A 16,448-nucleotide genomic window follows, 5' to 3' on the forward strand; every position below is an offset into this window, starting at 1 on the left:
TGAGTTCTGTGACAGTCTCTTTAATTTCTAGCTGATATATCCCTGACATTGTTCATCCTTCATCTGGTTTATTCTTATTCTCTCATCTGTAGTCCGATTTTAGAGAATTGGTATTACACTTTTATTCTTTAGCATCAGTTCATCGGTGGCTTAAGACGTAAGTGAGCTAACAAGCCTTTGAACACTTTTACTAAAGCTTTAGAGGCTTTCAGAACGGCTATGTCTTTCCGGTTTTTTGATTTATTGATACTCAATCGTGACCTGTTTGCTTCGATCAGCGCTTCCTGCTGTTATGAAGTACAGTTTCTCTCCTCCCTGCTATCTCCTGTACCCTTTCAGGACTGAGAACGTACCTCACAATAGCGGGAACTGCTGTATAAAGCCAGTTTAGGTTACATTTGGGCTTAATTTTTGTCTAAATCCCGATAATTACGAGCCGTATATCGCAAATATTTCGGCAGTTTGCTCTCAACTGCAAAACTTCTCAATGGTCGCCCACACCATTTCTTTGTAGAGGCTGCACCAAATTTTCTTTGTTCCTTTGTTTCCTACCCTTTTCTTTCAAAGACGCTACGCGAACAGGAAACCACTTCGTGTCTATGTACCCTACCCGCAGGGTAGCCACTTTGCGTCTATGCGGTTTCTTCCTTATATAATTTGGCGCATATTTATACAAAATTGCTACAGGAGGTTCAAGCTTTCGGATTTGGGATAAATCTATCTCTCCTACCCTGAATTTCCTACCTCGTTACTAACGAGAGCATCCCACTTTGATGAGTTTCCCTTGCAAACGATAAGTCACTGCCCCACAGGCAAAACCTGCCGACTTAGGTTCTACGTAAGACTGTGTTGGCGGATTTTGTTTCTCTAACCGCGATTTCCAATCGCCAGATATTTTTCCTAGAGTGGGATACTTGCTTAAGAATTGTGAGCCTGCAACAATATCGTGAGGTCCCTTAACATTTATTTTAGAACTATTGATATAGATATTATAATCATAAATAACGTTTTTATTTTTAGTCTTATTATTAATATTTTTTCCAGGAAAAGCATAAAGAATGTTTCTGAGAATTTTGACATCAGATGACGTATGAGCAAATATTTGCCCGCCATTAAGTTCTGGACTCTGATTATTTAAAACAGCTGTGTTATTTACAATATCAACATGCTCGCTTAAAAATGCATGAATACCAGATCCACCATTATTAAATGCAAGATTATTTTTAACTAAAGTATATCCTTTATATGCATCCAATTTTGAGTTATTCTGATCGTTTCTAGAACTATCGATAATAATCCCATTACCGTCTGTGATCTTTCCGACTGCAATCCAAGGGATGTACATACGATTGTTGTAGGTTTTGTTGTTAGTAACAAACATCTTGTATCCCCGCTTGTTGTCAGAATTCCAACTATTCAAAATCGAAATGCCACTGCAACCATAAACGCTGTACCAAGCATTATCGAACACTTCGTTATTATCTATTGTCACATAGTCCGACTCAATGGCTGAAATGCCTGCTCCTCCACACCCATGTACCTTGTTATTGATAATACGTATATGGTGACTACGACCATCTTTTCGTCCATCTACATTAATGCAGTTGCCATTTGTTAGCGGGTTTAGTTTATTAGTTTTCTGACTCATCGCATAATCAAGGGTTATGTTGGCATTGTTTCCTATCACCTCCAACCCATTTATCTCAATATATGACGCTCCCTTGTGAATGAAAATTCCCTGCCATCCATTGTGTTGAATTTTCGGCCGATGTCCAGGATATGCTTTAAACTTAATCCATGCATTTGCTGTTCCAGAGCGAGTAATAGATACTACGTCCCCACCTGGTTTTGCATTCCTGTACACTCCGTTCATAATCAATACTGTATCGCCAGGATTAGTCAGATTTGCTGCCCTTTGAATTGTTTTAAAGGCGGATGAAGTAGATAGTCCGCTATTTTTGTCATTTCCAGTACCACTAACATAGTATGTTTTTGGAGTTCCTCTACTGCTGATTAGCTGATGGCTAGATAGGGTAATTTGTTTGTTAGTGAATACCTGAGGAATGTTTTCAACTAAATATTCTTTTATCCTTTCTCGCTCAACCAAAAGACCTACTAATACCACGGGAATTGCAAGATATGCGCTTAACCTGAAACCTCGAATTACCACAACAAAAGGCTCCTTTATAGGCACTACTTAACAAAAATATAATATCAGGATATGTCAGTTCTTTTAAATCCTATTTGGCATCAAGGGTATAATAGAGCCGACTTTTCTAGCTCCCCCGATTTCTATCTTGTCCATAGGCTTGCCAAGCTAAGTCTACCAATCCATCAACGATCGCAGCTGCTACAACTGCATTACCTTTGCGACTCTCAATTGTAATGTGAGGCACTAGAGAGTCTTGTAAACGCTTCTTAGCTTCATCAATATTTACAAATCTCACTGGAGTTGCGATTATTAAAGCAGGCCTAATTTCCTCAGCTTCAATTAAATCCACGAGTGCAGTCAGTGCCGTTTGCGCTTGACCCACGACAAAAATGCCCTCTGGATAACGCTTTGCTAAAGTTTCTATTCCCCATGCTGCACGAGTTTTTTCTTTTTGAGGGCGTGTTAGAGCTTCCATACTGCAATACACCGGATTAGCAAAGGTGTTTTGAATGTCGTAGGCAATACCTACTTGTACCATCGGCACATCTACCACAATCGTGGTACGTGCGGCTAGTGCTGCTGCTCCAGCTTGCAAGGCACGCTCAGAAAAGCGAATCAAAGACTTATACTCAAAGTCAGCCGTGGCGTAGATTACCCGACGCACAATCTCATACTCTGCGGGTGAAAAGACATGATCGCCAATTTCACTATCAATGATTGCTAAACTTTGAGCATCAGTTACGTGCCATTCCATTTTTGTTGAGCTTCTCAAATATTAGCTTTCAGCTTATCAGCTTCAGAGAGTTAGGAGTTAATTAAAAACTACTCACTCCTAACTACTCGCTCATAACTCATTACTCGAAGAAGTCCGACTGAAAATAGGAGATAGGTAGGCAACCAAAACGCCAATGATAAACCCAGAGATATTGCGAACTAAAGGCAACCAGTCGCTTGTACGTGTCACAACTGGCCCAATGCCGAAAGCAATAAACAAGATTCCCCACAAAGGTGAGAAAATTAAAGCCCATTGCCAAGCAAAAACTTGTCCTTTCTGGCGGGGTTGAGCTGCAAATCCACAAATCACCCCACCAATAACTGAGGTGATCAAGGTGAGAATCCACTGCTCTCGTGGTAGTCCGGGGACAACATTGCAACCCCCTTTAAGCAAACAGCCTTTGACCGATTCTAAGGCTTGCAGAATCGCTTGGTCTTCACCTTCTTCTCGGACAAAGTACAAATTACCGAAACGGGTTTGCAGTTCTATCCAGAAAGTCCGGGGTAAAAGTTTATAAACAGCATCACCGACGCTAAAACTGAGAATGTTACCGCCACGAGAATCAGCAACTAGTAGAATGCTTTTGTCATCCAAACCCCAATATTTTATAACCGCGCGACCTGGAGTACGGTCATACTGGGTCAATACTCGCAATTTCCAGCCCGTGTCGGCTTCAAACTGCTCTAAATCTTTGACAAGCTTTTCTTCTTGCAGCACAGGCAGAGATTTAGCTAAATCTACAACTGGGGTAAAGGTGTCAGGAAGTAACTCAGGATTGTCATAAGCTAGTGCTGGGGGAGAATGCATCACCCACATTGACCCAGCCAGGAAAAATATTGCAATAGATACTAGAATTCGTCGCCAAAAACAAGATTGCATGAACGTTTTTATACAAATATCAACGGTAAAAGCGAACAAGTTGTTTTAAAAGAGTACTAGAAAAATGATAGTTCTTTACACTTGTTTACTTTACTTTAATCTAAGGGATTAAAGCAAAGCGTTTTTGAGTATTGGGCCCGATGCCCTATGCCCTAATTCAATCTTCATCATCGAAATTGTTTTCCCAGCTAGTGGCATCGTTATAATCGTCATTAACGCGGTATACCTCTGCTTTGCTCCGACGATTTTCTTGCCTCAGCACTTCTCGTTCTCGCAACGTTAGTGGTGGTTTTTCATTGCTTGGCAAGCGATCGCTCATCCGCCTTGCGGGTTTTTGGCGCGTGAAGTTTCTCCAAGCAGCTTTCGCGCCAATAAAGATACTGCGTGTACTTACTTGCAGATTTTGAGCTTGAATTCTTGCAGTATCAAAACTTTGGTCAACTTGTTTGGCGACTTGACTAGCACTTTTTACGCCTTCACTGACATCATCGGTTAAGTCAGTGATTTCTAAGCCAGTCACGCGAATAGCTTCTAGAGTGGGTGGTAACTCCCGTGAGAGGGTATCAAATAGCTTTTCCGCACTGCGAGCCGCGCGTGCTAACTCCTGCAAAGCCGGTATCGCCACCACTAAAACCGCAGTCAAGCTTGTGGCGACTAAAAGTAAGGAAAGTCCCAACCAAAACAGGGGTTCAATCACGGTTGTGTCATTTATGAGCGTTCTAATTGCTGGGGAAGTGAATCTGATTCTTCAACAGATTGTCGCTTCAAGACTTGGCTTTCTCGCTGACCGGCATCTATACCTGCTGCGATCGCTTCTCGTAATCTATCTAAGGTGTCATCCCAGTTTCGTAATGCGCTAGCAGAGAGACGATCTGCCTGAATTTGCACACTCATTGATAAATCTTCTGCCAATTCTGGGATAGCATTGGCAGATTTTTTCAAAATTTTACGCGTTTCGCGCCCTGTGCGTGGAGCTACGAGTAAACCGGTTAAAGCACCGATGGTAGCTCCTAGCATCAAACCGCCAAAAAATACTCCAGAACGGTTATTAGACATCTTGTTGTTTCTCTCCTTACACCCATTTTAGGTGGGTTTTCTCCCCTTGCAAGACTTAACTGATTTTATTGAGTTAATTTATGGTGACAAAATATTACCCAGAAATGTTGCTTTTATTAATTAATATCAAAACTATTAATTACTTGTAATTTAAAACTAGCTGTATCTCTCAAAGTTTTGATACCTCCGTAAACCTTCTGGCGGGCATTTCTTTGTGTTATGTCTTGCTCTTGTTCCGTATCCGATATGGCTAGCTTATTTAAGATTAGGTTATGGAAAAGGAAAGCGATGCTTACGGAAGGCTATACCTACGCCACAAGTCAATACACCTTATGGGATCTTACTACGGACTTCTCTCTATCTACCCCCGTCAGCCCTAATCATAAATATTTATGTGAACCTGAGATAACTCATTTTGTAACTGTTCTTTTCCCAATTAACTCTAGCTTCAGAAAATAACGCTGCCAGATTTGCCGTCCTAGCAAAAGTAGACTGATAATTTGCCGTACTTGTTGAATTTGCATTTGTAGCGCTTGATTTCTCTGCCGTAAGTTATAAATATTCTGTTGGCTGAGATAAATATTTTCGGGTGCTTGATTCAAGGCTGCATTGGTACAACTTTCATAGGCGGTTAACCTATCTGCTATGTATGCTAGCTGCTGCTTAAGTTGCCATACCCGCCAAGCCACATAAATTAGTATTAATGAAATCAGGGTATTAATTATGACAACTAAAATTACCATTGTTTATCTTGACTAATATTAACTTTGAGGAATTGTTCTATATACTTGATTTGGCTCTTATTTAATGATGAAAAAACTAGAGGATAAAATTTATGGCACAAACTACATCTGGAATTTTGGCAATAAAAAGTAGTTAGTTTTAGGAGGTGAAAATTAGTGTAACAAAGGCTGATGCTAAAAAAATCGCCAATTTGCCAATTTTGTAACAACGATATATCCACACCTCGCAAAACCACAGCTACAATTGCCTTAGATTCACGACTCGGTTTTCGAAATCAACCCGTATGATTGATAAGCCCGATCATTACTACCTCCCACTCCTTAACCCGATCATTCTAGTCAATTTACGACCTTTGTGGGATGTAAGCACAATGGTATAGACCCTTCAACAGATGGTAAGAGAACTACACTCCTTGGAGACTCCCCAACATTGCCTTTATATATTGTGCTCCTAGCTCTACCAGTTTTCCAGCTTGTCGTGTGCAGTTAACTAATATTTGGCCCAAAAAAACCTCACTAGTGGTTCACCAACCAAAAATTGCTGAGTATAGACGAGGAAAACAGACAAGTGATAAAGGAGAAAGTCTATTAATTCCTCTTCCCTTAACCTTTACTCTTTTCTTTGCCGAAGGCTTCCCCGTCAGATCTTAATCTCTTCCCTGGTGAAGACTTTCCCCTGGTATTTTACTAATACTTTACCAATAATGATTATCTTTTTTATACATCCAGTAGGAGTTGAGGATGTCAAAAAAATCACCATTTAATAATTTCTTTCCAGCTATTCTTGCTGCTTTGACAATTGGATTTGTTGGGTGTGGAAGTCAAGCTGCAAGAACTACATTCACTCAGACTAACACCCAGGTAAATGAGAATCTTCCCCAAGTTGTCGCGACTACAAGCGTACTGTGTGACTTAACCAGACAGGTTGCTGGGAATACAGTTAACCTCACTTGCTTAATTTCCCCTACTGCCGACCCCCAATTTTATAAACCAAAACCGGAAGATCGTAAAGCCATTGAGCAAGCTAATCTTATTCTTTATAATGGTTACAATTTTGAACCAAATCTGATCAAGTTAATTAAAGCGACTAAAAGCCCTACACCGAAAATAGCCGTCGGTCAACTGGCAGTGCCTAAGCCACAAAAATTTCAGGTAGGTGATAAGAATGTAAGCGATCCTCATATTTGGCACAATACCAAAAATACTATCAGAATGGTGAAGGTAATTAATAGTAATTTGATAAAAATACAATCTAGTGATGCAGAGGTTTATACTAGTAATACCAAAAAAATTACAAATGAACTCACTCAACTAGATAGCTGGATTAAGTCAAGAATTGCCAGCATTCCTACCAAAGAACGGAAGTTAGTTACAACCTCTGATGCACTGAGTTATTATGCCAAAGCATACGGTATTTCATTGGCAGGAGGATTACCAAATATTAGTAATAACGAAAAGCTGACAGCCGAAGGAGTCAAAAATTTGGCTACAAACATTAAGCGGGCTAAAGTATCAACAATTTTTGCTGAAGTAGAAACTAATCCTAATTTGATTCAATCTCTAGCAACAGAAGCGCAAGTGAACATTTCTAACAGAAAGTTGTATGCTGAGGGACTTAGCGAACCAGGAAGTGAGGCGGATACTTATCAGAAAATGATGATTGCCAATACACGCACAATTGTAGAAGGACTAGGAGGAACGTATTTGATGTTTGAAGCGAAAGCTTCTAGGCAGCTAGAACATCAATTCAGTAATCCAAGAAACCGAGTTTTTTGAGATTTCATCAAACTTGATTTATTAGTCTCCCTTTAGAAGACAGAATTGGAGTTTTAAATGTTACGGAAGATGGGTAAAAGAGATTGTGTTATTCAGATTTATCAAGTGTCCACTATACCAATGCTTTCTTTTGCATCTCTTTGATGAACCCATCTTTCCCATCCATATATCCGATGATATCGTTAGGATATTGTTTCGCTATTTAAAATCCAAAATCCAAAATCGACTTACCATCCCCAAGTACCAGGAGCGCCTTTAAATGGCCCAACAATATCACTAGTTACCCAACCGCCGTAGAAGTTACCTGGTTGTGGTTGCACTTCTTCACCATTAACGTAGCATTTATCCATTAAATGAGCATAAAAAGCTACATAGTCCTTGATAGATTCAAAGGCTGGTGTGGGCTTAGGGTAGAACCAAGCAGCATTATCGACTTCTTTATCATCAACTCGGATTGTGTAGTAACCAGCACTTCCCTTCCACTCACAAAAACTAGATTGCGGAATCATCTGTAGATATTCCATTTTGATATCCGCTGGGGGAATGTAGTAAGAAGGAGGATGACTGGTTTCTAAAACACGTTTGGCGCTATGAGTATCTACAATTACGACTCCGTTAAAGATTATTTGGATATGTTTGGTTGTGTCCTCCAAAAGAGGAGGACGGGGATAATCCCAAACTGATTCTTGTCCGGGAGCGGGTTCGATGCGTTGAGAATTAACCATTATTAAGAGTGCTGCTTGCTAAGTGCTAAGAGAAAAAAATACTCAGTATGAATGTACTTGGTGAAAGAGCAACTTCCCTTGTAGAGCCATTGCCATCTTTTAACTCAACCCTCATCATCGTACCTGTTTAAGAGCATCAACTTGCTTGGTAAATAACTCAGTGAACAAACTAAGCACAGTCCTTTCTTCACGCACTTTTATATTGGCACTGATGGACATACCTGATTGCAAGTTAACTTTTTTACCCTTAATCGTTAGGGATTGCTTATCTAATGAGACTTTTGCCGGAAATCTGTAAAACTGATGGGTTTGATCTGGTGGTAATGCGTCTGATCCTATTTCAAGAACTTCTCCCTTGATATCACCAAACTCGCTGTAAGGAAAAGAGTCAATTCTGACATCTGCCTTCATACCTTTTCGCACAAACCCAATATCTTTGTTAGTGATGAAAACTTCAGCGATATAGTTTTCTTTGGGAACAATTTGCAACATTTTTGTCGTTGGAGTTGCAACAAATCCAGGATTTTTTGCTTGCAAATCAAAAACTGTTCCAGCTACAGGTGCGCGAAGTTCTTCATATTTAACATTTAACTGTGCTTGAGAGATTTTACTATTGACATCTGCCAAACGCTGCTCATTATCTAGGATAACTTTCATGAATTGGCTATCAATTTCGGCAATACGCTGTTTGTTCTGAGCTATCTTATCTAAAATGTTTTTATCAGAAACAGCTACCGTATTGCTTAAATCTTGTTGTCCTTTTTCTATATCAAACTGGAGGCGTTTCAGTTCCTCACCTAGTTGCGCTACTTCCGCCGTGCGGTTTTGTACTTCTTGTTGCTGATTGAGATACTGAAGTTGAGAAATACCACCTTCTTCTGCTAATACCTTTAGTTTATTTAAAATCCCCTGTTGAATAGCTAAACTTGATTTACTATCTTCCAGCTTAATTTGATTTTGAGTAAATTGTTTTTTGGTTTTTTCTACTTCTAATCGTGCTGCTGAGGAGCGAGAGTCTAATTCTTGTTTAGCCACTCGTAGAAGTTGTTGTTCATCAATTCCTACTCCAGAATCTTGACCAGAATTTTTTAATTGAGTGCGGAATAATTCATTTTCTGCTACTAATGCTGCTCGATTTTTCAGCAAAAAAGCAGTTTCTTGTGGCAAATTACCGCGCAAATATAACAATTCCGAGCCATTGGCAGTACTTGCATTCATCAATCGGCGATAAATCTGGTTTTCTTTCATTAATGCAAGACGAATTTTATTCAAAGAATTTAATTCGGCAACAGAGGCTATGGAATCAAAAGTTACCAGTAAATCACCTGGTTTCACTTCTTGTCCATCTTTAACATTAACTGTTTTCACCACTCCACTAACAGGGGCCTGAACGTCTTTGACTGTTCCTTGCGGTTTTAATTGCCCTGTTGCTGGCACTACTTGCTCAATTTTTGCAAAATAAGCCCAACCAATTCCAAAACAGGCTAGCCCCATGAGTGTAATCATGATTGTACGCGACCAAATTGGAGATTGGCGCAAGACAATGGATTGCTCAAATTCCGGAGTGTTGGAGTTAGTGAAAGACTCTTGAATAGCTTTCTGTTGTTTAGTCAGTACCCGTGAATCTTGTTTCACTCCATTTTGATGATTGCCGTTTTTATGATTGCCGTTGAGATGATTCCCATTAAGTTGAGTCATAGCGATTTTGGATTTTGGATTTTGACTTTTTTGCAAGGTGGGCAATGTTTCCCGATGCCAAAAACCTTTGCCCTCAAGGATGACTAATTACAAGTTTACATCTTGTTGCTGATACAGGTAATAATAATGACCCTTAGTAGCCATTAATTCTTGATGGCTACCTTGTTCTATGACCCTGCTATTATCCATTACAACAATCATGTCTGCATTACTTACAGTGTTTAGTCGGTGGGTAATAAAAAATACTGTATCTCCCTTGAATGCTTTGGCTAAGTTGAGACATATTTGCCGTTCTGTGGGATAATCCAATGCACTAGTTGCTTCATCTAAAACTAATAATTTTGGTCGTTGTAAAACAGAACGAGCGATCGCAATTCTTTGTCGTTGCCCACCTGAAAGTGCAGAACCCCGTTCTCCCACCCGCGTGTTGTAACCGTTGGATAAGTTCATGATAAACTCGTGGGCGCACGCAACCTGAGCCGCTTCGATAATTTCTTCGGTTGTGGCATCGGGATTGGTTAAGGCAATATTTTCTTGAACGCTGCCGTCAAACAATAATGTTTCTTGGGGAACTACACCAATTTGTCGTCGCAACGAATAAAGTTCCACTTTGGCAATATCATAACCATCAATCAAAATTCTGCCAGACTCAGTTTCGTAAAGTCTCAGCAGTAATTTCATCATCGTACTTTTACCAGACCCACTTTGTCCGACAATACCGATAAATTTACCTGGGGCAAATTCCAGGTTGACATTAGAAAGTTGTAGAGGACCACTTGTACCAAACCGGAAGGAAACATTTTCATATTTCACTGCTCCCTTAATGGTAGGTAAAGGTATATTGTAGCGGTCTGTTTCTCCTTCTTCTGGTGTATCGACAATATCACTTAAACGCTCTAGAGACAAGGCAGTTTCTTGGAAGCTTTGCCAGAGTTGAGCTAAACGTAATATTGGGCTGGTGACATAACCCGATATAATTCTAAAAGCAATTAATTCGCCTAAAGTTAATTGTTGTTGCAGTACTAAATAAGCTCCTACCCACAAAACTAGTAAGCTGCTGAGTTTGTTGAGAAAGTTACTAGTAGAGTTAGCGAGTGTAGAAGTCACAACTGTTTTAAAACCAGCAGCGACAAATCGGGCGTAACGCTCTTGCCAGGAAAAGCGCGATCGCAATTCGATATTTTGCGCTTTTACTGTTTGAATTCCTGACATCACCTCTACTAAATAAGATTGAGTTTCGGCGTTGCGTTCGGCTTTAGCACGTAACTGTCTGCTAATAGTGGGAGAAGCGACTAAGGTAATCAATACAAATACAGGAATTGTGCTTAAGCCGACTAAGGTGAGTTGCCAACTGTAAATTAGCATTACACCGATATAAACCAACGAGAATAGAGCATCTAACCCCACTGTTAAGGCAGTACCCGTGAGGAATTGCCGGATATTTTCTAATTCGTTGATGCGAGTGGAAAGTTCACCCACCGGTCGGCGTTCAAAATAGCGTAGCGGTAGACGTAGTAAGTGGTCAATGATTTGCGACCCTAAACCCATATCGATCCGATTAGTGGTATCGACAAATAAGTAGGTTCGTAAGGTAGTCAATACTGCTTCAAATAGTCCGACTACTAATAGCAAAATCCCCAAAATATGTAGTGTACCAATACTATTTTGAGTGATAACTTTGTCGATAATTAACTGAACGACTAGAGGATTTGCCAACGCTGCCAACTGCACGAAAAAGGAAGCGATAAAGACCTCTATTAAGACTCGACGATGCTTCGACAAGTAGGGCAGAAACCATCGCAAGCTAAAACGCTCTTGCGGTGTTTGATTGGTAGCAGTCAGCAGTAATACCCTAATTTTGGGCGGAAAGTCAGTTGGATCGACATCTAATTGTTCAACCAATTGAGCAGGTTTGCAGCGCACAATTCCTTTGGATGGCACACCCACAACTGCGGTATTTGCATCCACTGCATATAAAACGGCAAAATTATCACCATAGCGAATCAGCGCCGGTGTCGGAATGCGCGTCACTGAGGCGGTTGGTAGCTCTATCAACTGCGCTTTTAGTCCAATTAACTCTGCTAAGTAAGCAGTAACTTGAAACGATATAGTGCCCTGACGTTTGATTTGCTCAGTTAAGATGCGGCGAACCACCTCTCGACGAAATGGCATTTCTAGGTGCTTCGCGATCATTTGAAAGCAGGCGAAGGTTGAATTTAGTTCTCCTTTACCGCCAAAAAATGGGTATTTTTGTTTTGACGAATTCTTGGAATTTTGGGGAGGTGTCTGTGGAACTATTTCGTCTGATGCGTAAGGAATAATATTTAGGTCGTCAGCACTATCTTTATCTACTCTGGTTTCAGTTACTGCAAGTTCTATCTCATGACTACCTTCTAAGATCAAATCTGACGGATGTATACCAAGCAACCGTGCGGGGTTTTGACCGATGACCTGGATCTTGTCTCTGTCATCGTCTGATTCTAGGCGATCGCCAGGTGAGAAATTCATGATTGTACCACCGCCACTCACAAACCAAACGCTTTTGCTATCCAGTTGGTTGAATGGAGTTTTTCCTAAAGGGAGATAATGTATTTTCGCCTGGGGTAAGGCTTTTTCTGCCAGTTCTCTAAGATTTAAGATAGCGATCGCTTGCTTTTGCCAATAGGAACTGAGAATATCGAAAACTTCTACCAAATAACTGCGGTTCTTACGAGCTTCGGCAAAAGCTGGGTATGAAGCCAAAAAGCTAAAATATGCTGATGCACTCAAGGTTAAACATACTACTTCGGTGGAAGCGATTGCTGTTTCACAGGCGACATCGCGCAACAAACTGATTTCGCCGATAATTTCCCCCGGTTGCAGTAATTTTAGGGTGATTGGCAATTGCGTCTGGGGATCATATCCTAACAGGCGCACTTGTCCTTCATAAATGATCGTGATGTGTTCCGGGAGACTTTCTTTACCGATGATTTTCTGACCTATGCGATAGCGCCAGGCTTGCAGTTGTTCTGATAGATTAGCGATCGCCCCATCTGGCAACTGCTCAAACCCCTCTAGGGCGGTGATAAATTCCGGAAAAGTGTTCTTAATATAAGTCATATAAAACAAGTAAAAGTGAGGAATTAAGTTGAAAATATTAGAGGGTATCTCTTTTACTAACAGTAGCAGTGTTTGGTTTTATGCCAGCAGTAACAATACTTCTGTGGAATTCAGGTGCTTAAATGTGTAAAAGCGCAGAGGGCAAGTTCGTTTATTGCAGACCTGTATTTATATCACAGGGTTACGATTGTTATGCATTTTTCAAAATCAAGCATACTGTAAATAGATCGAGGACAAGTTATCACTTGGTTAACGTTACATAATTTATACAAAATTAAAATTCATATCTTAGTATTGCAACTATGCAAGATAGATACTGATCATCAAACTAAAATACATAAATGCGGTTGTTAAACTTAGGGTTGCCTATTTTACTTTATGATAGTCAACATGAAAATATCACAGATGCTTTCTTAAGTAAATATCCTAGTTAAGAATTATGTAATAAAAAAAACTTTAAATTTCTGAATTATTTTTGACAAATTCTTGAATACAGGGATTGACAATATCACTAATGGCGAAAGACAGGAGCTTTCCTCCTTAAAAACCACCTATACCTAATTATGAAATAGTTCTCCATCACTTTTTTGCTAGCTTAATTTAATAAAAATTAACTGGAAAAGGAAAGAGGAAGACTGTTTGTCACTCTAGAGGAATCAACTATTAAATTTATGAAGGAAAGACAATAAGTGCCTTCAGTAAATTTACTAGTTTAATTAATAGCGACTCCATCTAATTGCTATGCACAAAACAACCCCACCTCGCAACCGGGATGAAGTTGTTCGATTTTACTAAGTAATTACTCGTATTTGATACTAGGCAAGATTGGCACTCAAATTGACCTGCACAATCACATCGTTGTAATCTTTGTCACCACCATTTGGTAAATCCTCAAAACCAAAGGTGTTATTTCCCAATAGGCGAATGTGATCTACCTTATCTGAATTAGCACCTAAGAATGTGAAGTAAACATTTTTATTGCTAGCATTGCCATTGAGAATCGCTTCCGGTCTGCCATCCGCAATAATAAATGGTGCAAACAAAGAATTCGGATCGAAAGTGCCAGTGTAATTTGCAGTCCCTTGGTCACTCACTGTCAAGTCAATGCCTGCAACACGCCTACGCACAGCGGCTTCGGCATAACCTGCTTGTCCAACCAAAATATCTGCTTTACCATCGCCATTGGTGTCAATACCACCATTTTCATCAGCCACCTGATAGAAGCCGACAAAGTTACTGTAAGATGCCTCTCTGTTGACTTGAAACTCAGCTGTTACCGATTGTGTCACACTCCGTAAATCAATCAGTTCGCCTTGATATTCGCCTTGCAGACTAGTACCTAAAGAAACCTCTTGATTGGTTGGCTGAATATTCACTACCAAATTCTGAAAATTAAGAGAAAACCCTTGATCTTCTATATTGTTATTTGTACCTGAGGAAAAAAGCACACTTGAGAAGGGGGTTTTTCCAGACAGTACAGCTTGAGTAGTACTGTTGGATACCAGATAAAATCTGAGTTTGGTATCAGAGTCGAATTCTAATATGTTTTTCAAGTCGGCGGGATTAAAACCATTAGGCAAATTGGCAAGAGCTGAGAAAACTACTTTTGAACGCGAAAGAGCCGCTTGTGTATAGCCTTCTGCACCAGGGGCTATGCCGTTAATCCTACCTTCTTCATCGTCAACAGTAAATACATTTAGTTCATTCACCTCTTTGGAGGTATTGTTTTTAATATTGACTGAGAGTTTTGCTTTATCACCTTCAATGTTCAGCTTAGTCTTGACACTAAAGATATCGCCTGTAATTGTCACTATAGGAGTATCGTCAGCAACCGTAAGTTGAAACACATCACTGGCTTGCTCTCCAGCAATATCCTTAGCTGTGACTTTGATATTCAAACTACCTACGTCCTCATTCTCAGGAGTACCACTGAAGGTAAGGGTAGTAGGATTGAAGTTCAACCAAGTCGGTAGTAGTTCATCATTTTCCAGGGTTGCAGTGTAAATGAGGATGTCTCCAACATCCACATCGCTAAAGGTGTCATCTGGGATGGTGAAGTTAAAAACTGTGTCTTCAGTGACTTGCTGATCTGCAATTTCTTTTACTAAGACTGGAGGATCGTTGACATTATTAATCGTGATTTTAAATACATCACTGGCTTGCTCTCCAGCAACATCTTGAGCGGTAACTTTGATGTTTATACTACCTACATCCTGATTCTCAGGAGTACCACTGAAGGTACGGGTAGTAGGATTGAACTTCAACCCATTTGGCAGAGGATCGTTGTTTTCTAGGGTTGCAGTATAGGTAAGGATGTCTCCAACATCCACATCGCTAAAGGTGTCATCTGGTACAGTAAAGCTGAATAAAATACCTTGGGTGGCTTCTTGGTCTGCTATTTCTTTTACCAAGACTGGAGGATCGTTGACATTATTAATCGTGATTTTAAATACATCACTGGCTTGATTTGCAGTAGTATCTGTAGCGGTAACTTTGATGTTTATACTACCTACGTCTTGATTCTCAGGAGTGCCACTAAAGGTACGACTATTAGCATCGAACTTCAACCCATTTGGCAGAGGATCATCGTTTTCTAGGGTTGCAGTGTAGGTGAGGGTGTCACCAACATCCGCATCAGTGAAGGTGTCATCTGGGACAGTGAACTTGAAGAATATCTCTTCAGTGGCTTCTTGATCCAAAATTGCATTCGTTACTACTGGAACACTTAGTACTGAAGCGTAGGCTGCCATTACTTCTGGCTGAAACGCCAGAGTAGGAACAATTGCCCCTGTAGAAACTTCCAGTTCCCAGTCACCACCTAATGCAGTACTCCCCGTTAAGTCATCAGATGCCGCTACTACTGCACCTGTCAATTCACTCAGGCGTTGTACAAATGCTTTACCTTGCTCTGTTTGTGCGACTTTGCAACCATACAACAGCAGTTGTGCATCTGCACTCAAAACATATGCCCAGTCTATGAGTTGCCAAGCATAATGATTGAGGGTTTCGTGGCTGAGTTGACTGTTCCCCAGATAAACTTGCCCTGGTGCGCCATGAGAAACAATGTGTAGGCTGTTGATTTCCCGATGAGTTGCCAGCACTTGGCTAATTTGTTCAATGCCATTCTGGTCAGGATCTAAGACTACAACAGAGGTGTTCGGTAAAACACCTGCTATCAGACTTTGGTAGTTCTCAACCTGTGGGTCGATGAAAACTAGGTGAGTAGCAGGTATTTGCTCATACAAGTCTTGATTTGGCTGGGTAGCGATCGCGATCGGGATGGTGTCTGACATAATTACTCTTATTAATTAATAGTTTTTTCGTAACAGCTATTACGTGCTATATCCTGTAAATCACGTAGAAGCAGGATTTGTTTTGACATCACGAAGGAGTCAATTATTAAACTTATATAAAAGGCAAATAGTTAACTCCAGTAAATTTACTGCTTAAACCTGCGGATCAATATTACCATTGCGATCGCAAATAACATCACATCTCCCATCAATAACAATAAATAGTGCAAACAGGGAATCAGCTTTGAAAGT

Annotated in this window: 11 protein-coding genes and 1 pseudogene; 2 read left to right on the forward strand and 10 right to left on the reverse strand. The window is 40.3% G+C overall.

Annotated elements, in window-relative coordinates; translation table 11 throughout:
* Positions 1-78 precede the first annotated feature (78 nt).
* Positions 79-345, forward strand: a pseudogene (locus V7K89_RS31695) (hypothetical protein); the annotation flags it as partial.
* A 406-nt stretch (positions 346-751) separates the two neighbouring features.
* On the opposite strand, the gene V7K89_RS31700 reads toward V7K89_RS31695, so the two are convergent.
* The 6 genes from V7K89_RS31700 to V7K89_RS31725 all read right to left on the reverse strand — a co-directional run bounded on the left by V7K89_RS31700 (position 752) and on the right by V7K89_RS31725 (position 5,605).
* Positions 752-2,170: a right-handed parallel beta-helix repeat-containing protein gene (locus V7K89_RS31700; RefSeq protein WP_335194460.1), complete on the reverse strand. Its 1,419-nt coding sequence runs from the start codon at positions 2,168-2,170 to the stop codon at positions 752-754.
* A 106-nt stretch (positions 2,171-2,276) separates the two neighbouring features.
* Positions 2,277-2,906, reverse strand: a complete 630-nt coding sequence (locus tag V7K89_RS31705) for a precorrin-8X methylmutase (protein ID WP_335194462.1) — start codon at positions 2,904-2,906, stop codon at positions 2,277-2,279.
* A 90-nt stretch (positions 2,907-2,996) separates the two neighbouring features.
* A complete protein-coding gene (locus V7K89_RS31710) occupies positions 2,997-3,806 on the reverse strand; it encodes a TPM domain-containing protein (protein WP_335194464.1) in 810 nt (269 codons plus the stop codon).
* 157 nt (positions 3,807-3,963) lie between these two features.
* Entirely contained in the window at positions 3,964-4,503 is a 540-nt protein-coding gene (locus V7K89_RS31715; protein ID WP_335194466.1) for a DUF948 domain-containing protein, read from the reverse strand.
* 11 nt (positions 4,504-4,514) lie between these two features.
* Positions 4,515-4,862, reverse strand: coding sequence for a YtxH domain-containing protein (locus V7K89_RS31720; protein WP_335194468.1), 348 nt, complete (start codon positions 4,860-4,862; stop codon positions 4,515-4,517).
* A 410-nt stretch (positions 4,863-5,272) separates the two neighbouring features.
* The gene (locus V7K89_RS31725) at positions 5,273-5,605 is read right to left on the reverse strand and encodes a hypothetical protein (RefSeq protein WP_335194470.1); all 333 of its coding nucleotides are present in this window, start codon (positions 5,603-5,605) and stop codon (positions 5,273-5,275) included.
* Positions 5,606-6,346: 741 nt separating this feature from the next.
* On the opposite strand from V7K89_RS31725, the gene V7K89_RS31730 reads away from it, so the two are divergent.
* Positions 6,347-7,381 (forward strand): metal ABC transporter solute-binding protein, Zn/Mn family, encoded by a 1,035-nt coding sequence (locus V7K89_RS31730; RefSeq protein WP_335194472.1) that lies wholly within the window; start codon positions 6,347-6,349, stop codon positions 7,379-7,381.
* 227 nt (positions 7,382-7,608) lie between these two features.
* On the opposite strand, the gene V7K89_RS31735 is transcribed toward V7K89_RS31730, so the two are convergent.
* The 4 genes from V7K89_RS31735 to V7K89_RS31750 form a co-directional block, all read right to left on the reverse strand.
* Complete coding sequence (locus V7K89_RS31735; RefSeq protein WP_335194474.1) at positions 7,609-8,106, reverse strand: DUF427 domain-containing protein; 498 nt, start codon at positions 8,104-8,106, stop codon at positions 7,609-7,611.
* A gap of 114 nt (positions 8,107-8,220) precedes the next feature.
* A complete protein-coding gene (locus V7K89_RS31740) occupies positions 8,221-9,804 on the reverse strand; it encodes an HlyD family efflux transporter periplasmic adaptor subunit (protein WP_335194476.1) in 1,584 nt (527 codons plus the stop codon).
* An 87-nt stretch (positions 9,805-9,891) separates the two neighbouring features.
* The gene (locus V7K89_RS31745; RefSeq protein WP_335194478.1) at positions 9,892-12,903 is read right to left on the reverse strand and encodes a peptidase domain-containing ABC transporter; all 3,012 of its coding nucleotides are present in this window, start codon (positions 12,901-12,903) and stop codon (positions 9,892-9,894) included.
* 815 nt (positions 12,904-13,718) lie between these two features.
* Positions 13,719-16,196: a putative Ig domain-containing protein gene (locus tag V7K89_RS31750; RefSeq protein WP_335194480.1), complete on the reverse strand. Its 2,478-nt coding sequence runs from the start codon at positions 16,194-16,196 to the stop codon at positions 13,719-13,721.
* Between the last annotated feature and the right edge of the window lie 252 nt (positions 16,197-16,448).

This window comes from Nostoc sp., assembly GCF_036917515.1.
GTDB lineage: Bacteria > Cyanobacteriota > Cyanobacteriia > Cyanobacteriales > Nostocaceae > Nostoc.